This is a genomic window from Streptomyces sp. P9-2B-2, assembly GCF_030406865.1.
Classification (GTDB): Bacteria; Actinomycetota; Actinomycetes; order Streptomycetales; family Streptomycetaceae; genus Streptomyces; species Streptomyces platensis.
On sequence record NZ_CP129126.1, the window covers coordinates 6,446,786 to 6,464,154 of the forward strand.

The window sequence follows — 17,369 nt, forward strand, 5'->3', positions numbered from 1 at the left end:
CACCTGCCGCCGCCGCTCTCCGGGAGCGTCGGGGTTACGGTGTCCTCGACATAGCGGGTACCTGGGGCGACACTTGTGCGGCTGCCGGCCCGCAGCAGCTACGCAGGTCCCCACAAGGAGGGTGTCCCAGTGTCCCGCCGCAGAATCGGCTTCTGGTACCGCTTGGCCGCGGTCATCTGCAAACCGCCGCTCCTGGTTCTGTTCAAGCGGGACTGGCAGGGAATGGAGCACATTCCGGCCGACGGCGGATTTATCACCGCGGTCAACCACAACTCGTATCTCGATCCGCTCTCCTATGCGCACTATCAGTACAACACCGGGCGGGTCCCCCGATTCCTCGCCAAGGCCGGACTCTTCAAGAGCGGCTTTGTCGGCCTGATGATGCGCGGCACCGGACAGATCCCCGTCTACCGGGAAACCACCGACGCCGCCAACGCGTTCCGCGCCGCCGTCACCGCCATCGAGAAGGGCGAATGCGTCGCCTTCTACCCCGAGGGCACCCTGACCCGCGACCCCGACCTGTGGCCCATGCAGGGCAAGACGGGTGCCGCGCGGGTGGCGCTGCTGACGAGGGCGCCGGTCATTCCCGTCGCGCAGTGGGGCGCCAACGACGCGATGCCGCCGTACGCCAAGGAGAAGAAGCTCCAGCTCTTCCCGCGCAAGACACTGCGGGTACAGGCCGGGCCGCCGGTCGACCTGAGCGCCTTCTACGACCGGGAACCGACCGCCGAGGTACTGCGGGCCGCCACCGAAGTCATCATGACCGCGATCACCGAGCAGCTGGCCGTCGTCCGCGGCGAGCCCGTGCCGGTCGAACCGCACGACTGGCGCAAGGCGATCGCCCGGGAGCGCCGCGCCGCCCGGGAAGCCGCCAAGGCCACCCAGGGCGCCGGAGCGGACCCGACCCCCGCCGAACCGGCCGCCGCCACCGAACCGGCCGTCGGCCCGCAGCAGGCCCGAAGCACCCAGCAGGCACAGGAGGATGAAAGCAAGTGACGCGCTGCGCCGTCTACGGCACGGGGTCCTGGGGGACCGCCTTCGCGATGGTGCTCGCCGACGCGGGCTGCGAGGTGACCCTGTGGGGGCGCCGCGCTGCCCTGGTCGACGCCATCAACAGCGGCCGTACGAACCCCGACTACCTGCCGGGGGTCGAGCTGCCCGCGTCCGTACGGGCCACCACCGACCCGGCGGAAGCGGCGCGCGGTGCGGAGTTCGCCGTACTGGCCGTCCCCGCCCAGACACTGCGCGGCAATCTCGCCGAATGGGCGCCCATGCTGCCCGCCGGCACGGTCCTGGTCTCCCTGATGAAGGGCGTCGAACTGGGCACGGCCAAGCGCATGAGCGAGGTCATCGAGGAGGTCGCCAAGGTGCCCGCGGAGCGGGTCGCGGTGCTGACCGGCCCCAACCTCGCCAAGGAGGTCGCCGCCCGGCAGCCCGCCACCGCGGTCGTGGCCTGCGCCGACGAGGCGGTCGCCCGGCGCTTCCAGGCCGCCTGCCACACCGCGTACTTCCGCCCGTACACCAACACCGACGTGGTGGGCTGTGAACTGGGCGGCGCGGTCAAGAACGTCATCGCGCTCGCCGTCGGCATCGCCACGGGAATGGGCCTGGGCGACAACGCCAAGGCGTCCCTGATCACCCGCGGTCTCGCCGAGACCACCCGGCTCGGCCTCGCCATGGGCGCCGACGCGCATACCTTCGCGGGCCTGGCCGGTATGGGCGACCTGGTCGCCACCTGCTCCTCGCCGCTGTCGCGCAACAACACCTTCGGCACCAACCTCGGCCGGGGCATGACGCTCCAGGAGACCATCGCGGTCACCAAGCAGACTGCCGAGGGCGTCAAGTCCTGCGAATCCGTGCTGGATCTGGCCCGCAGGCACGGTGTCGACATGCCGCTCACCGAGACGGTCGTGGAGATCGTCCACGAGGGCAAGCCGCCGATGGTCGCCCTCAAGGACCTGATGTCGCGCAGCGCCAAGTCCGAGCGGCACTGAAACCGTACGGAATGCGGCGGTCCGGCGCCGTTCGCCCGGGGGCCCGTGACGCGCGGCACCCGGGCGCGACGCCACCAACGGCCGCCGCAGCACTGACTCCGTGCCGGTCAGCAGGTACCCTCAACCCGATATGAGCAGCGAGACCTCCCACCACAAGCCCCGCGTCGCCGTCGTGTTCGGCGGCCGCAGCTCCGAGCACGCCATCTCCGTGCTCACGGCCGGCGCCGTGCTGCGCGCCATCGACCGTGAGAAGTACGACGTGCTGCCCATCGGCATCACCACGGACGGCCGCTGGGCGCTGACCGCCGACGATCCCGAGCGGATGGCCATCGCGGACCGGCAGCTGCCCACCGTGGCCGCGCTCGCCGAGTCCACCGAGGGCGCCGTGGTGCTCCCGGTCGACCCGACCAACCGCGAGGTCGTCTACAGCGAGCCGGGCTCGGTGCCCAAGGCGCTCGGCGAGGTCGACGTCGTCTTCCCCGTCCTGCACGGCCCCTACGGGGAGGACGGCACCCTCCAGGGGCTGCTGGAGCTCTCCGGGGTGCCCTACGTCGGTTCGGGCGTGCTCGCCTCCGCCGTCGGCCAGGACAAGGACTACATGAAGCGGGTGTTCACCTCCTTCGGGCTGCCGGTCGGCCCGTACGAGGTCATCCGCCCGCGGGAGTGGGAAGCGGATCCGGCGGCCGCCCGCCGGAAGATCGTGGACTTCGCCGCGGAGCACGGCTGGCCGCTCTTCGTGAAGCCCGCGCGGGCCGGCTCGTCCATGGGCATCACCAAGGTCAACGACCTCGGCGGCCTGGACGAGGCGATCGAGGAGGCCCGCCGCCACGACCCCAAGATCCTCGTCGAGTCGCTGCTGCGCGGCCGCGAGATCGAGTGCGGGGTGCTGGAGTTCGAGGACGGCCCGCGGGCCAGCGTGCCGGCCGAGATCCCGCCGGTCACCGCGCACGACTTCTACGACTTCGAGGCCAAGTACATCGACTCGGCCGCCGGGATCGTGCCCGCGCCGCTGACCGCCGAGCAGACCGCGAAGGTCCAGGAACTGGCGGTCGCGGCCTTCGACGCGGCGTCCTGCGAGGGCCTGGTGCGCGCGGACTTCTTCCTTCAGGACAACGGCGAGTTCGTGATCAACGAGATCAACACGCTGCCCGGATTCACGCCCATCTCGATGTACCCGCGGATGTGGCAGGAGAGCGGCGTGAGCTACCCGGAGCTGATCGACCGGCTCCTCCAGGCCGCGCTGCACCGCTCCACGGGGCTGCGCTGAGCCACGCCGGTTCCCGGGGCCGGTCCCGTCCAGCCCCGGCGGACCGGCGCCGGAACCCTAGACCCCTACGGGAACGGTCTTCTTCACGGCGTCCGCGAGGTCGGTGAGCGCATTGACCTCGGGGGCGTACTTCCCGGGCACGGTCACCTCGACATGAGCCTTGCGCAGCACGGTCGTGAAGCGGTACCCGTCGTCCTGCTTCTCGAAGAGCCAGCTGACCCCGTTGACTTCCGCCGCGTTGGCGGAGGGGTTGTAATGTTCACTCCCGTGCGTCAGGACGTCGGGCTTCGGTACCCCGCAGCGCAGTTTCACGGCAGGATCGCCCCACATGGCAGTGAAGTCGGAGACCGGCCGGGCGGTGGCCCGCTCCAGCCCGTCCACGGTCTGCGGCAACTGCGCGTGGAGCGCCGTGCAGTACCGCGCCGCCGCCCCCTTGGGGGAGGGGACGGCCACGTCCTCGGAAGGGGAGCAGCTCAGCGCGACGAACAGCACGGTGAGCGCGGTGAGGGCCAGGTGCCGTTGGCGTGCAGAGATCACCCGGCCGAGGATACGGGGAGCTAGAGATGCACGACCGGGCAGGTAAGGGTGCGGGTGATGCCGTCCACTTGCTGGACCTTCGCGACCACCATGCGGCCCAGCTCGTCGACGGTGCCGGCCTCGGCGCGCACGATGACGTCATAGGGCCCGGTCACGTCCTCGGCCTGAAGCACGCCGTGGATCTTGGAGATCACCTCAGCTACCGCCGAGGCCTTGCCGACCTCGGTCTGGATCAGGATGTAGGCCTGTACCACGGAACCTCCAGGGCGGCTACGAGGATCATGTGGGAAGAAGGGACGCCACGGTACCGCGTCACCGTGCGGAGCGGGGAGACCCGCGCGGTGAACTCGGCAAGTGCGGCACAGTCGTCAGCCACGTACGGACCGTCCGTACACATGGGAAGGGCAACAGCATGAAGGGCACCGTGGGCGAGCTGGGGGAGTTCGGGCTGATCAGGGAGCTCACCTCCCGGCTCACCTCCACCCCGGCCGTACGGATCGGGCCGGGTGACGACGCCGCGGTGGTCACCGCGCCGGACCGGAGGGTGGTCGCCAGCACCGACATCCTCCTGGAAGGCCGGCACTTCAGGCGCGACTGGTCCACCGCCTACGACGTCGGCCGCAAGGCCGCCGCGCAGAACCTCGCCGACATCGCGGCGATGGGCGCGGTGCCCACCGCGATCCTGCTCGGCCTGGTCGTCCCCGCGGACCTCCCCGCGACCTGGCCGACCGAGCTGATGGACGGGCTGCGCGACGAATGCCAGGTGGCGGGCGCCGCGGTGGTCGGCGGCGACGTCGTACGCGGCGAGACCATCACCGTCGCCATCACCGCGCTCGGCGATCTGCGCAATCAGGAGCCGGTCACCCGGGCCGGTGCCCAGCCCGGCGACGTGGTCGCGGTGACCGGTTGGCTCGGCTGGTCCGCCGCCGGGCACGCCGTCCTCTCCCGCGGCTTCCGCTCGCCGCGCGCCTTCGTGGAGGCCCACCGCCGCCCCGAGCCGCCGTACCACGCGGGCCCGGCGGCGGCCGGACTCGGCGCCACCGCCATGACCGACGTCAGCGACGGGCTGGTCGCCGACCTCGGGCACATCGCCGAGGCCAGCAAGGTCCGGATCGATCTGCGGTCCGCGGGCATCGACATCCCCACGCAGATGTCCGACATCGGCACCGCGGTCGGCGTGGACCCGATGCAGTGGGTGCTCAACGGCGGTGAAGATCACGCGATCGTGGCCACCTTCCCGCCCGATGTGAAGCTGCCCGCCCGGTGGAAGGTCATCGGCGAGGTGCTCCACCCCTCCGCGCTGCCCCAGGTGACGGTGGACGGCGCCCCGTGGGTGAAGGCCGGCTGGGACCACTTCGGCGACAACGGGGACGCCGACTAGTTCCGCGCGGGATACGGGCGGCCCCCTACGGGCGCCCGCAGGACCTCGGGGTGCCGCCGAGTAGATTCGGCGTATGCACCCACCTCCACGCGTCCTGACCGTCGCCGGCTCCGACTCCGGCGGCGGCGCGGGCATCCAGGCCGACCTGAAGACGATGCTGGCGCTCGGCACCCACGGTATGAGCGTGGTCACCGCCGTCACCGCGCAGAACTCCCTGGGCGTGCAGGGCGCGTGGGAGCTGCCCGCCGAGGCCGTACGGGCCCAGTTCCGCAGCGTCGTCGACGACATCGGCGTGCAGGCGGTGAAGACCGGCATGCTCTCCTCGGCCGAACTCGTCGAAACCGTCGCCGAGCTGCTCGCCGGACTGCGGGTCCCGGTCGTCATCGACCCCGTAGGGGTCTCCAAGCACGGCGATGCGCTGCTCGCCGCCAGTGCGCTGGACGCGGTCCGCGGCGCCCTGCTCCCCACGGCCACCGTCGCCACCCCCAACCTGGACGAGGTCGCCCAGCTGACCGGCGTACGGGTCGAGGGGGAGGCCGATATGCGGCGGGCGGCCGCCGCGATCCTGGACTTCGGGCCGCGCTGGGCGCTCATCAAGGGCGGCCATCTGACGGCCGGCGACGGGTCCGACAGCGCCGTCGATCTGCTCACCGACGGCACCGAGGAGCACTGGCTGCGCGCGCCCCGGCACGACAACCGGCACACCCACGGCACCGGCTGCACCCTCGCCGGCGCGCTTGCCGCGCAGCTCGCCAAGGGGGACACCGTCCCGCAGGCCGCCGCAGCGGCGAAGGACTACGTCACCGGCGCCCTCGCGGCCGGCTTCCGGCTCGGCGCGGGGATCGGCCCCGTGGACCACGGCTGGCGTATGCGCGGCGCGCACTGACCTTGCCCCGGCGGCGGCGCGGCCGGACGCCGCCGGGGTCCGCAGCTGTCCCCGGGAACGGCAGAAGCCGGCCCACCCGAAGGTGGACCGGCTTCCTAAGCAACCGGCTGGGCTGCGCTACGGCTAAGACGTCAGCGCGAGACCTTGCCGGCCTTGATGCACGAGGTGCAGGCGTTCAGCTTCTTAGGCGTGCGCCCGATCACTGCACGAACCGTCTGGATGTTGGGGTTCCAACGACGGTTGGTACGGCGATGCGAGTGCGAGACACTCTTGCCGAAGCCCGGCCCCTTGCCGCAGACGTCGCAGTTGGCAGCCACGGGTCACTCCAAAGACTTCAGATGCACTTACGGTGAAATCCCAACGAGCCGAGTGCATTGCCCGACCGGCACCGTCAGGAGAGGAATGGCCCGATTCTCATCGGGCAACCGGAGCAGCATACAACGACCGCTCCCGTAGAACGAAACTACCACGCACCTCCCGGCCCCCGCCCCGGCCGTCCCGCCGGAGCGCGGCTACTGTGCGGTGCATCCCGCGACCCAGGAGGACGACGTGCCGTACCCGCTCGACGCCGCCGCGGTCCGCTCCTGGTGCGGGCTGGCTCTGGAGGCGCTCGGACGGGAACGCGAGCGGATCGACGCCATCAACGTCTATCCGGTGGCCGACGGCGACACCGGCACCAACCTCTATCTGACGCTCGAATCGGCCGCCCGCGCGGTCGAGGCCGCCTTCGACGGGCACACCTCGGCCGGGACCGCACCCTGCCTCGCCGACGCGATCGGCGCCATGGCCCATGGCGCGCTCATCGGGGCGCGCGGCAACTCCGGCACGATCGTGGCGCAGCTGCTGCGCGGGATGACGGAGGTGCTGGCGGCCGGCGACGGTTCGGCCGACGCACTGCGGCAGGCGCTGCGCCGGGCCGCCGCATCGACGTACGAGGCTGTCGCCCACCCCGTGGAGGGCACCGTCCTGACGGTCGCGACCGCCGCCGCCGACGCCGCGGAGCGGGCCGCCGCCGCGGCCGCCGGGGCGGAGGCCGCCGAGGTCGCCCGCGCCGCCCACGAAGGTGCCCGTACCGCGCTCCAGGCCACCCCGGGGCAGCTCGCGGTCCTGGGCCGGGCCGGTGTGGTGGACGCCGGCGGCTGCGGCCTGGTGGCACTGCTCGGGGCGCTCGCCGACGCGCTGTCCGGGGAGGTCTCGGCGACACCGGTCGCCGTACGGGCCGACGCCCCGCTGCCCGAGGCGGCCGGCTGCGAGGTCGCGGACCGGGCGGCCGCGAACGGCCGCGGTGGCCCGGAGGGGCCCGCCTTCGAGGTGATCTACTTGCTGGAGGCCGGGGACGCGGCGGTGGCGCGGCTGCGGACCCGGCTCGACGGGCTCGGCGACTCCCTGGTGGTGGTCGGCGGGGACGGCCTGTGGAACGTCCATGTCCATGTCGACGACGCGGGCGCCGCGGTGGAGGCCGGCATCGAGGCGGGCCGCCCGTACCGGGTCCGCATCACACACTTCGGCGGTGTCACCCGCGCCAAGGAGCCCGCCATGACGGCGCGGGCCGTGGTCGCGGTGGTACCGGGGCCCGGACTCGCCGGACTCTGCGCCGAGGCCGGCGCGACACCCGTCGCCGTACGCCCCGGAGAGCCGCCCGCCAGCGGCGAACTGGTGCAGGCGATCCGGCAGGCGCACGCCCGTGAGGTGATGCTGCTGCCGAACGACGCCGACCTGCGGCACACCGCGGCGGCCGCCGCCGAACAGGCCCGCACCGAAGGCGTACGGGTCGCGCTCATCCCCACCCGCTCCGCCGTGCAGGGGATCGCGGCGCTGGCCGTGCACGAACCGGGCCGCAGCTTCGACGAGGACGTGGTCGCGATGACCGCGGCCGCGGGCGCCACCCGCTACGCCGAGCTGGCGGTCGCCGAGCGGCAGTCGTGGACGATGGCCGGGGTCTGCCAGGCCGGGGACGTGCTCGGCCTGATCGACGGCGATGTCGTGGTGATCGGCTCCGACCTCACCCGTATCGCGACGGCCGTGCTCGACCGGATGCTGTCCGCGGGCGGCGAGATGGTCACCCTGGTCCTCGGCGCGGACGCCCCCGACGGGCTCGCCGAGCGGCTGGAGCGGCATGTGCGGGCGCGCCATCTCGCCGTGGACACGGTCGTCTACGAAGGCGGCCAGCACGCGGCGCCGCTGCTCATCGGCGTGGAGTGAGCGCACCGGACCGGTGAGTGAACCGCGATTGTCACAGGCGTGGTGTGCAATGGATGCGTGGCAGCGCTCGACGAACCCCTGAAGAAAATCCTCGGTGGCACCACCGCAAAGGTGCTGGCCGAGCATCTGGACCTGCATACGGTCGGCGACCTGTTGCACCACTATCCGCGCCGCTATGCCGAGCGCGGCGAACTGACCCGCCTCGCCGACCTCCCGCTGGACGAGCACGTCACCGTCGTCGCGCAGGTCGCGGACGCCCGGGTGCTGAAATTCAACGGCGGCCGGGGCCAGCGCCTCGAAGTGACGCTCACCGACGGCAGCGGCCGGCTGCGGCTGGTCTTCTTCGGCAAGGGCATTCACAAGCCCCACAAGGACCTGCTCCCGGGGCGCCGCGCGATGTTCGCCGGCAAGGTGTCCGTCTTCAACCACAAACTCCAGCTCGCCCACCCTGAGTACGAGCTCCTCGACCGCACGGCCGACGACGAGGGCGCCGACGCGGTCAGCGCCTTCGCCAATCAGCTCATGCCGATCTACCCGGCCTGCCAGCAGATGGCGTCCTGGAAGATCGCCAAGGCGGTCGACGCGGTGCTGCCCAGTGCGCAGGACGCCGTAGACCCGCTGCCGGAGGCGCTGCGCGACGGCCGGGCGCTGGTCCCGCTCACCGAGGCGCTGCTGAAGATCCACCGGCCGGCCACCAAGGCCGATATCGCCGATGCGCGGTCCCGGCTGAAGTGGGACGAGGCGTTCGTCCTCCAGGTCGCGCTGGCCCGGCGCCGCCGCGCCGAGACCCAACTCCCCGCCGTGGCAAGGAGGTTGGTCAAGGACGGCATCCTCGGCGCGTTCGACGCCAAGCTGCCCTTCACCCTCACCGACGGCCAGCAGAAGGTCAGCCGGGAGATCTTCGACGACCTGGCGACCGAGCACCCCATGCACCGCCTCCTCCAGGGCGAGGTGGGCTCCGGCAAGGCGCAGCCGCTGGACGCCCTCGTGCTGACGCCGCGCGGCTTCCGCCCCATGGGGGAGATGACCGTCGGCACCGAAGTGGTGGTGCCCAGCGGTGACCTCGCCGTGGTGGACGGCGTCTTCCCGCAGGGGGAGCGGGAGGTGTGGCGCCTCGTGCTGTCCGACGGGAGCACCGTCGAGTGCGATGACGAGCATCTGTGGATCGCCGGGACCCGCGGTGCGGCGGAGCGGGTGCTGACGACGCGTGAACTGCGGGGTGATCTGCTGCGGGCCGACGGCCGCCCCAAGTGGTCCATCCCCCCGGCCACACCGGTGGATCTGGACGGCGGCGAGGCCCGGCCGCTCGCCCCCTACGAGCTGGGGCGGGCACTCGGCGACGGCGGCGGCGCCCGCCCGGCGGACCGGGTCCCGGACGCCTACCGCAACGCCCCCCTCAAGGACCGGCTGGCCGTGGTGCAGGGCCTGATGGACGCCGGCGGCAGGCCCGCGGGGGGCGCCGCGGTGTACCGCGCGCCGGCCGCTCCGCTGGCCGGTGACCTGGCCTGGCTGGTGCGCTCCCTGGGCGGCCGTGCCCAGCTCCACCCCGTACGGGACGGCGCGTACGACGTCTCGGTGGCGCTGCCGGACGCCTATCCGCCCTTCCGCGACCGGGCCCCCGGGCGTGCGGTGCCGGGCGGGTCCGACGGTCACCCGGAGGGCGGCCCCGGCTTCCGCCGCACCATCGAGGCCATCGAGTACGTCGGCCGCAAACCCGTCCAGTGCATCAGCGTCCGGCATCCCGGCCACGCCTATGTGACCGACCACTTCACCGTCACGCACAACACCATGGTCGCGCTGCGCGCCATGCTCGGTGTGGTCGACAGCGGCGGCCAGGCCGCGATGCTGGCGCCGACCGAGGTCCTGGCCCAGCAGCACCACCGCTCGATCACCGAGATGATGGGGGAGCTGGCCGAGGGCGGGATGCTCGGCGGCGCGGAGCGGGGCACCAAGGTGGTGTTGCTGACCGGCTCCATGGGCGCCGCGGCGCGCCGCCAGGCGCTGCTCGATCTCGTCACCGGCGAGGCCGGGATCGTCGTCGGCACCCATGCCCTGATCGAGGACAAGGTGCAGTTCCATGACCTGGGGCTGGTCGTCGTCGACGAACAGCACCGCTTCGGCGTCGAGCAGCGGGACGCCCTGCGCAACAAGGGCAAACAGTCACCGCATCTGCTGGTGATGACGGCGACCCCGATTCCGCGCACGGTCGCCATGACCGTTTTCGGCGATCTGGAGACCTCCGTCCTGGACCAGCTCCCCGCCGGACGCTCGCCGATCGCCAGCCATGTGGTGCCCGCCAAGGACAAGCCGCATTTCCTGGCGCGCGCCTGGGAGCGGGTCCGCGAAGAGGTGGCGGCCGGGCACCAGGGCTATGTGGTCTGCCCCCGGATCGGCGACGAGGAGGACCCGCCCAAGGGGGCGAAGAAGGGCGCGGCCGGTGCCAAGGGCGCGGCGGCCAAGGAGAGTTCACCGGAGGACGTGGCGGAGAAGCGGCCGCCGCTCGCGGTGCTCGACATCGCCGACCAGCTCACCACGGGCCCGCTCGACGGCCTGCGGGTGGCGGTGCTGCACGGCCGGATGGCGCCGGACGACAAGGACGACGTGATGCGCCGGTTCGCGGCCGGTGAGCTGGATGTGCTGGTCGCGACGACCGTCATCGAAGTGGGCGTGAACGTCCCGAACGCCACCGCCATGGTGATCATGGACGCGGACCGCTTCGGCGTCTCCCAGCTGCACCAGCTGCGCGGCCGGGTCGGCCGTGGCGCGGCCCCCGGCCTGTGCCTGCTGGTCAGCGAGATGCCCGAGGCCAGCCCGGCCCGCGCCCGGCTCGCCGCCGTGGCCGGCACCCTCGACGGCTTCGAACTCTCCCGTATCGACCTGGAACAGCGCCGTGAGGGCGATGTCCTCGGCCAGGCGCAGTCCGGCGTCCGCTCCTCGCTGCGGATGCTCGCGGTCATCGACGACGAGGAAGTGATCGCGGCCGCCCGCGACGAGGCCACCGAACTCGTCGCCGCCGACCCCGAGCTGGCCGGCTATCCGGAGCTGCGGATCGCCCTGTCCGCCCTGCTGGACGACGAACGGGAGCAGTATCTGGACAAGGGATGAGCACCGTGGCGGCGACGGGAGGGACGCGGCGGACGGGCCCGGCGGCCCGCCGCGGGTGAGATCGATCACCGCCCGCCGTGCTCCCCGGAGGCTCCGGCCGGGCATCGGCCGTCGGCTGACGGAATATCGTGGAGGTGCGGAGCCTGCCCGGCTCCCGCTCAGTACACCGACCACGCGCAACGTAAGGACGGGCCCATGACCCGCGTGATCGCCGGTACGGCCGGCGGCCGCCGCCTGGCCGTACCACCGGGAAACGGCACCCGCCCCACCTCCGACCGTGCGCGCGAGGGCATGTTCTCCACCTGGGAGTCGCTCGACGGGCCGCTGGCCGGAGCCCGGGTGCTCGATCTGTACGGCGGCTCCGGCGCGGTCGGCCTGGAGGCCCTCTCGCGCGGTGCCGCGCATGTCCTGCTGGTCGAGGCCGATGCCCGCGCCGTCCGCACGATCCGGGACAACGTCCGTACTGTCGGCCTCCCCGGCGTCGAGGTCCGGGCCGGCAAGGCCGAGCAGACCGCCGCCGCACCGCCTCCGGGCGAGCCGTACGACATCGCCTTCCTGGACCCGCCCTACGTGGTCACCGACGCGGAACTCTGCGAGATCCTGCTCACACTCCGTGGTCAGGGCTGGTTTGCGGAGCAGGCACTCGTCACCGTGGAACGCAGCACCAGAGGCGGCACGTTCCCATGGCCGGACGGATTTGAAGCGATCAAGGCCCGTCGCTACGGCGAAGGGACGCTTTGGTACGGTCGCGCCGCTTCGACGTCCGCCGAATCGACGTCAGCAAGCGTGTCATGACCGGATCGGAGAGCGAGGAGACCGAGTTGCGCCGCGCCGTCTGTCCGGGGTCGTTCGACCCCATCACCAACGGGCACCTGGACATCATCGCCCGTGCCTCCAAGCTGTACGACGTGGTCCATGTCGCCGTGATGATCAACCAGTCCAAGCAGGGGCTGTTCACGGTCGACGAGCGGATCGACCTGATCCGCCGGGCCACCGCCCAGTACGGCAACGTGGAGGTCGAGGCCTTCCACGGCCTGCTCGTCGACTTCTGCAAGCAGCGCGACATCCCCGCGATCGTCAAGGGGCTGCGGGCCGTCAGCGACTTCGACTACGAGCTCCAGATGGCCCAGATGAACAACGGCCTGTCCGGTGTGGAGACGCTCTTCGTCCCCACCAACCCGACCTACAGCTTCCTCTCCTCCAGCCTTGTGAAGGAGGTCGCCGCCTGGGGCGGCGATGTCTCCCACCTGGTCCCGCCGTTCGTCCTCGAAGCCCTCACCGAGCGCCTGCGCAAGAAGGACTGAGCACCCCGCCCGGCGCACCGCGCGCGAAGCCGCACTGACGGTGCGTCGGCCGGTGTCGGGCGGAGGGCCGGTGGACGTACAGTCGTCCCGTTCCCGTCGTTCAAAACCCTTCAGAGAGTGGCGAGTCCAAGGTGGACGTGCAGAAGAAGCTCGACGACATCGTCGCGACCGTCGGCGGTGCCCGGTCCATGCCCATGTCGGCCTCGTGCGTGGTCAACCGCGCCGAGCTGCTCGCCCTGCTGGAAGAGGTGCGCGCGGCGCTGCCGGGCTCCCTCGCCCAGGCACAGGAGCTGATCGGCGGACGGGAGCAGATGGTCGAGCAGGCGCGGGCGGAAGCGGAGCGGATCATCGAGACCGCGCACGCCCAGCGCGGCTCGCTGATCTCCGACACCGAGGTCGCCCGGCAGTCCCAGGAGGAGGCGGACCGGATCCTGGCGGACGCCCGCCGGGAGGCGGAGGAGATCCGCGCCGAGGCCGACGACTACGTCGACAGCAAGCTCGCCAACTTCGAGGTCGTGCTCACCAAGACCATCGGTTCCGTCGACCGCGGCCGCGAGAAGCTGCTCGGCCGTGGCCCGGGGCTCGACGAGCAGGGCTACGTGGACACCGAGGCCCCGGAGCGCAGTGGCGACCCGGAGACCCTCAAGCAGCGCGCGGACGCCTATGTGGACGCCAAGTTCGGGGCGTTCCAGGCCGTGCTGACCAAGACGCTGGAGGCCGTCGGCCGGGGCCGCGACAAGCTCCAAGGCGCCCGTGCGATCGATGAGCTGGCGATCCACATGGCGGCGCAGGGCGATGCGCAGTCCGGCCCGCAGGCCGACGCCGACTACCTGGCCGGCCTGGCGGACATCGCCGCCGAGCAGCCCCCGCAGCCGCCCCAGGCGCCCCCGATGCCCCAGACACAACCCCAGCAGCAGCCCCAGGAGCATCAGCAGCCCCTCCAGCCCCAGCTTCAGCAGCAGGGCTACTACACCGACCCCGCGGCCTACCCGCAGCAGGACGTCTACGGCTATCAGCAGCCACAGCAGGCGGCGTACGCCCAGGATCCCCAGCAGCAGAACGCGTACGGCTACGACTGGCAGCAGCAGGCCCAGCAGCAGGGCTACGACCCGCATGCGTACCTCCAGCAGCAGGTGCCCCAGCAGCCCCAGCACGCCCCGCACGGCCACGCCCATCAGCCGGGCGCGCTGGACGAGACCAGCCTCTTCGACACCAGCATGATCGACCTGGACCAGCTCCGGGCGTACGAGGAGGGGCGCCAGTAGGCGCTCCCGCCCGCGGGACCGGAGGGACGGCCGGGAGCGGATTGGGCCTATCGGGGCCCTTCCAGTATCCTGGCTCTTCGGTCGCGCGTATATCCGCGATCTCTGCTGCCCGAATCCCGCATCGCTGGAATGCGGGCGGCGCGTAAACCCCGTAGAAAGCAGGAAGCCATCAACGCCCGCCTCGACCACCGTTCCCCTCTCGTGTTCGACACACGCGAGCTGGGGCGGCGTCCCGGTGCGCTCAAGAGGGTCTCCCGCTCCGTCGAGGCTCCCCGGGACCTCGGCAATGAGGTCATCGGCGTGCTTGAGGGCGCACCGATCGAGCTCGAACTCCGCCTGGAGTCGGTCATGGACGGGGTGCTTGTCACAGGCACCGGCCGTGCAACCGTCAAGGGGGAGTGCGTAAGGTGTCTGGAGCCGCTGGAGCGACAGCTCGACGCGGACTTCCAGGAGATGTTCGCCTACCCCGACGCCGACGCCCGGGTCCATGAGGACGCCGGCGACGACGCCGAGGACGAGGAGGACACCCTCTTCCTCGAGGACGACCTGTTCGACCTCGAACCCGTGCTGCGTGATGCGGTGGTGCTTGCACTGCCGATGCAGCCGGTGTGCCAGGACGACTGCCCCGGCCTGTGCTCCGACTGCGGAGTGCGGCTGGCGGACGACCCGGACCACCACCACGACGCCGTCGACATCCGTTGGGCGGCACTGCAGGGACTCGCCGGGACCGTCAAGGACGGCGAGAAGGACAACATGGGCGGCGCCGAAGCGGGCGTCGACGAGAAGCAGGAGAAGTAGCCGTGGCTGTTCCGAAGCGGAAGATGTCGCGCAGCAACACGCGCCACCGCCGGTCGCAGTGGAAGGCTGCGGTCCCCACCCTGGTGGCGTGCGAGCGCTGCCACGAGCCGAAGCTGCAGCACATCGCGTGCCCGAGCTGCGGCACCTACAACAAGCGCCAGGTCCTCGAGGTCTGAGCGGCTGGTGACAGGCTCCATGTCAGACGCCAATTCGACTTCCCGCAAACGCGGGGATGAACCGACTCCGGCGGACACAGCCTCGTCGCACACGCTTCTGGAAGGGCGGCTCGGGTATCAGCTCGAGTCCGCCCTTCTGGTGCGTGCGCTGACGCACCGCTCGTACGCATACGAGAACGGCGGTCTGCCCACCAACGAGCGGCTCGAATTCCTCGGGGATTCGGTGCTCGGCCTGGTGGTCACGGACACGCTGTACCGGATCCACCCCGATCTCCCGGAAGGCCAGCTGGCCAAGCTCCGGGCCGCGGTGGTCAACTCGCGTGCGCTTGCCGAGGTGGGCCGCGGCCTCGACCTCGGTGCCTTCATCCGCCTCGGACGGGGCGAAGAGGGTACGGGCGGCCGGGACAAGGCCTCCATCCTCGCCGACACCCTTGAAGCGGTGATCGGCGCGGTCTACCTCGACCAGGGCCTCGACGCGGCCGGCGAGCTGGTGCACCGGCTCTTCGACCCGCTCATCGAGAAGTCCTCCAGCCTGGGCGCAGGCCTGGACTGGAAGACCAGCCTCCAGGAACTCACCGCGACCGAAGGCCTCGGCGTTCCGGAGTACCTGGTCACCGAGACCGGCCCCGATCACGAGAAGACCTTTACTGCTGCCGCCCGCGTCGGTGGTGTCTCGTACGGCACCGGCACCGGCCGCAGCAAGAAGGAAGCCGAGCAGCAGGCGGCCGAGTCCGCGTGGCGTGCGATTCGCGCCGCGGCGGACGAGGCGGCCAAGGCGGCCTCCTCCGGCGACGGTGCGTCGCCGGCAGCCGAGGATTCGGCTCCGGCCTCCGGCGACGGTTCGTCGTCGGCACACTGAAGCACTGATTCTGACCCCGCCCGGGGCGACCGCGTGTCGCTCCGGACGGGGTCAGAGCTCTTTCGTCCCACCGTCGTTCCCAAGGAGCCCTTCGTGCCCGAGCTGCCCGAGGTCGAGGTCGTACGCCGCGGACTGGAGCGCTGGGTCAGCGGCCGCACGATCGACGCCGTCGAGGTGCGGCATCCGCGTGCGATCCGCCGGCACACGGCCGGGGCGGCCGATTTCGCGGCCCGGCTCAAGGGACTGCGCCTCGGCACGGCGCGTCGGCGCGGCAAGTACCTCTGGATTCCGGTGACCGGCGGCGGTCCGGCCGCCCAGACCGCGGCGGAGGGCATCCCCCCGATGATCACCCCGTCCGTCACCCACGGGCTGGCGATCCTCGCCCACCTCGGCATGAGCGGCCAGCTGCTGGTCCAGCCGCAGGAGGCCCCCGACGAGAAGCACCTGCGCATCCGCGTCCGCTTCGCCGACGCCGTGGACACCGAACTCCGCTTCGTCGACCAGCGCACCTTCGGCGGCCTCTCGCTGCACGACACCGTCCCCGGCGACGCCGACCTGCTGCCCGACGTCATCGCCCATATCGCCCGGGACCCGCTCGATCCCGCCTTCGACGACGCCGCCTTCCACGACGCGCTGCGTCGCCGCCGGACCACCGTCAAGCGCGCGCTGCTCGACCAGACGCTGATCAGTGGCGTCGGCAACATCTACGCGGACGAGGCACTGTGGCGCAGCAAGCTCCACTACGAGCGGCCGACCGCCACCTTCACCCGGCCGCGCACCGCCGAGCTGCTCGGCCACGTACGGGACGTGATGAACGCCGCGCTCGCGGTCGGCGGCACCAGCTTCGACAGCCTCTATGTCAACGTCAACGGGGAGTCCGGCTACTTCGAGCGCTCGCTGGACGCCTACGGCCGCGAGGACGAGCCCTGCCGCCGCTGCGGTACCCCGATCCGTCGCCGTCCCTGGATGAACCGCTCCAGCTACTTCTGCCCCCGCTGCCAGCGGCCGCCGCGCGCCTGAGCGCCGGCCTGCGGCCCGTGCGTCGGCTCAGCTGTCGGTGCGCTGGGCGTCGTACTGCTCGCGGGCCTGCATGACCTGCGGCATCCGGTCCTCCACCAGGTCGATCAGCATCCGCAGCTGACGGGCGACCTGGTCGCCCATCGGCGTCAGCGCGTAATCCACCCGGGGCGGGTTGGTCTGCTGTGCCTCGCGGTGCACCAGTCCGTCCCGCTCCAGTGCGTGCAGGGTCTGCGCCAGCATCTTCTCGCTCACCCCGGCCACCCGGCGGCGCAGTTCGTTGAAGCGGAAGGTGCCGTCGAGCAGGGCGCCGAGGGTCAGGCTGCCCCATCGGTCGGTGATGTGCCGGAGCGCGTCGCGGGACGGGCAGTCGCGCGCGAAGACGTTGTAGGCCAGGTCGTCCGTACAGCCGGGGGTGGGCTCCCCGTCCGTCTCGCCAGTGGTGTCGGTCGCCATGGGGGACACCCTACCCCCGCGCAGCGCTAACCAACGGGTTGCGCTTTCTAAAAGTTAGTGCTTCTCTTTTCCTCATCGCAGCCCGACGTTCCCGGGTGCCGGCCGTCCCGGCATGCCGCGAC

Annotated in this window: 18 protein-coding genes; 14 read left to right on the plus strand and 4 right to left on the minus strand. The window is 71.7% G+C overall.

Annotated features, from left to right (window positions below; translation table 11 throughout):
- The first annotated feature begins 129 nt into the window (after positions 1-129).
- From QT196_RS28505 to QT196_RS28515, 3 genes are all read left to right on the plus strand, one after another.
- A complete protein-coding gene (locus QT196_RS28505) occupies positions 130-996 on the plus strand; it encodes a lysophospholipid acyltransferase family protein (protein WP_168481548.1) in 867 nt (288 codons plus the stop codon).
- The gene (locus tag QT196_RS28510; RefSeq protein ID WP_290355958.1) at positions 993-1,994 is read left to right on the plus strand and encodes an NAD(P)H-dependent glycerol-3-phosphate dehydrogenase; all 1,002 of its coding nucleotides are present in this window, start codon (positions 993-995) and stop codon (positions 1,992-1,994) included. Before QT196_RS28505 ends, QT196_RS28510 begins: the two co-directional genes overlap by 4 nt.
- A gap of 130 nt (positions 1,995-2,124) precedes the next feature.
- Entirely contained in the window at positions 2,125-3,261 is a 1,137-nt protein-coding gene (locus QT196_RS28515) for a D-alanine--D-alanine ligase family protein (protein ID WP_168481550.1), read from the plus strand.
- Between the two features lie 57 nt (positions 3,262-3,318).
- On the opposite strand, the gene QT196_RS28520 is transcribed toward QT196_RS28515, so the two are convergent.
- Together QT196_RS28520 and QT196_RS28525 are read right to left on the minus strand one after the other, a co-directional pair.
- Complete coding sequence (locus tag QT196_RS28520) at positions 3,319-3,798, minus strand: DUF3515 domain-containing protein (protein ID WP_266733227.1); 480 nt, start codon at positions 3,796-3,798, stop codon at positions 3,319-3,321.
- Positions 3,799-3,818: 20 nt separating this feature from the next.
- Positions 3,819-4,052: an Lrp/AsnC ligand binding domain-containing protein gene (locus QT196_RS28525; RefSeq protein ID WP_168481552.1), complete on the minus strand. Its 234-nt coding sequence runs from the start codon at positions 4,050-4,052 to the stop codon at positions 3,819-3,821.
- Between the two features lie 158 nt (positions 4,053-4,210).
- Between QT196_RS28525 and QT196_RS28530 the strand changes: the two genes are divergently transcribed.
- Positions 4,211-5,179, plus strand: coding sequence for a thiamine-phosphate kinase (locus tag QT196_RS28530; protein WP_042149279.1), 969 nt, complete (start codon positions 4,211-4,213; stop codon positions 5,177-5,179).
- A 73-nt stretch (positions 5,180-5,252) separates the two neighbouring features.
- Positions 5,253-6,065 (plus strand): bifunctional hydroxymethylpyrimidine kinase/phosphomethylpyrimidine kinase, encoded by an 813-nt coding sequence (gene thiD / locus QT196_RS28535; RefSeq protein ID WP_266733221.1) that lies wholly within the window; start codon positions 5,253-5,255, stop codon positions 6,063-6,065.
- A gap of 131 nt (positions 6,066-6,196) precedes the next feature.
- Here the strand turns inward: thiD and rpmB are convergent, their stop codons facing one another.
- Positions 6,197-6,382 (minus strand): 50S ribosomal protein L28, encoded by a 186-nt coding sequence (rpmB, locus tag QT196_RS28540; protein ID WP_006602870.1) that lies wholly within the window; start codon positions 6,380-6,382, stop codon positions 6,197-6,199.
- Positions 6,383-6,614: 232 nt separating this feature from the next.
- On the opposite strand from rpmB, the gene QT196_RS28545 reads away from it, so the two are divergent.
- From QT196_RS28545 to mutM, 9 genes are all read left to right on the plus strand, one after another.
- Entirely contained in the window at positions 6,615-8,267 is a 1,653-nt protein-coding gene (locus QT196_RS28545; RefSeq protein WP_290355959.1) for a DAK2 domain-containing protein, read from the plus strand.
- A 57-nt stretch (positions 8,268-8,324) separates the two neighbouring features.
- Positions 8,325-11,372 (plus strand): helicase-related protein, encoded by a 3,048-nt coding sequence (locus tag QT196_RS28550; RefSeq protein WP_290355960.1) that lies wholly within the window; start codon positions 8,325-8,327, stop codon positions 11,370-11,372.
- Positions 11,373-11,567: 195 nt separating this feature from the next.
- Positions 11,568-12,167 (plus strand): 16S rRNA (guanine(966)-N(2))-methyltransferase RsmD, encoded by a 600-nt coding sequence (gene rsmD / locus QT196_RS28555; protein WP_168481554.1) that lies wholly within the window; start codon positions 11,568-11,570, stop codon positions 12,165-12,167.
- Positions 12,164-12,676 (plus strand): pantetheine-phosphate adenylyltransferase, encoded by a 513-nt coding sequence (gene coaD, locus QT196_RS28560; protein ID WP_168481555.1) that lies wholly within the window; start codon positions 12,164-12,166, stop codon positions 12,674-12,676. The genes rsmD and coaD overlap by 4 nt, the downstream gene beginning before the upstream one ends.
- 131 nt (positions 12,677-12,807) lie before the next feature.
- Positions 12,808-13,941, plus strand: coding sequence for an ATP synthase F0 subunit B (locus QT196_RS28565; RefSeq protein WP_290355961.1), 1,134 nt, complete (start codon positions 12,808-12,810; stop codon positions 13,939-13,941).
- Between the two features lie 129 nt (positions 13,942-14,070).
- Positions 14,071-14,739, plus strand: coding sequence for a YceD family protein (locus QT196_RS28570; RefSeq protein WP_168481557.1), 669 nt, complete (start codon positions 14,071-14,073; stop codon positions 14,737-14,739).
- 2 nt (positions 14,740-14,741) lie between these two features.
- Positions 14,742-14,915 carry a 50S ribosomal protein L32 gene (gene rpmF, locus QT196_RS28575; RefSeq protein ID WP_007493396.1) on the plus strand — a complete coding sequence of 58 codons (174 nt, stop codon included), beginning with the start codon at positions 14,742-14,744 and terminating at the stop codon, positions 14,913-14,915.
- A 19-nt stretch (positions 14,916-14,934) separates the two neighbouring features.
- Positions 14,935-15,774, plus strand: coding sequence for a ribonuclease III (gene rnc / locus QT196_RS28580; protein ID WP_168481558.1), 840 nt, complete (start codon positions 14,935-14,937; stop codon positions 15,772-15,774).
- A 93-nt stretch (positions 15,775-15,867) separates the two neighbouring features.
- Entirely contained in the window at positions 15,868-16,794 is a 927-nt protein-coding gene (gene mutM, locus QT196_RS28585) for a bifunctional DNA-formamidopyrimidine glycosylase/DNA-(apurinic or apyrimidinic site) lyase (RefSeq protein WP_290355962.1), read from the plus strand.
- 27 nt (positions 16,795-16,821) lie between these two features.
- Here mutM and QT196_RS28590 read toward each other — a convergent pair whose 3' ends face one another.
- Positions 16,822-17,247, minus strand: coding sequence for a helix-turn-helix domain-containing protein (locus QT196_RS28590; protein WP_290355963.1), 426 nt, complete (start codon positions 17,245-17,247; stop codon positions 16,822-16,824).
- Between the last annotated feature and the right edge of the window lie 122 nt (positions 17,248-17,369).

What these genes read in the sequence shown, in the direction of transcription:
- QT196_RS28590 (WP_290355963.1), bottom strand. Translation starts at nt 17,247, where the DNA reads ATGGCGACCGACACCACTGGCGAGACGGACGGGGAGCCCACCCCCGGC.
- rsmD (WP_168481554.1), top strand. Translation starts at nt 11,568, where the DNA reads ATGACCCGCGTGATCGCCGGTACGGCCGGCGGCCGCCGCCTGGCCGTA.
- rnc (WP_168481558.1), top strand. Translation starts at nt 14,935, where the DNA reads ATGTCAGACGCCAATTCGACTTCCCGCAAACGCGGGGATGAACCGACT.
- QT196_RS28515 (WP_168481550.1), top strand. Translation starts at nt 2,125, where the DNA reads ATGAGCAGCGAGACCTCCCACCACAAGCCCCGCGTCGCCGTCGTGTTC.
- coaD (WP_168481555.1), top strand. Translation starts at nt 12,164, where the DNA reads ATGACCGGATCGGAGAGCGAGGAGACCGAGTTGCGCCGCGCCGTCTGT.
- QT196_RS28530 (WP_042149279.1), top strand. Translation starts at nt 4,211, where the DNA reads ATGAAGGGCACCGTGGGCGAGCTGGGGGAGTTCGGGCTGATCAGGGAG.
- QT196_RS28570 (WP_168481557.1), top strand. Translation starts at nt 14,071, where the DNA reads ATGCGGGCGGCGCGTAAACCCCGTAGAAAGCAGGAAGCCATCAACGCC.
- thiD (WP_266733221.1), top strand. Translation starts at nt 5,253, where the DNA reads ATGCACCCACCTCCACGCGTCCTGACCGTCGCCGGCTCCGACTCCGGC.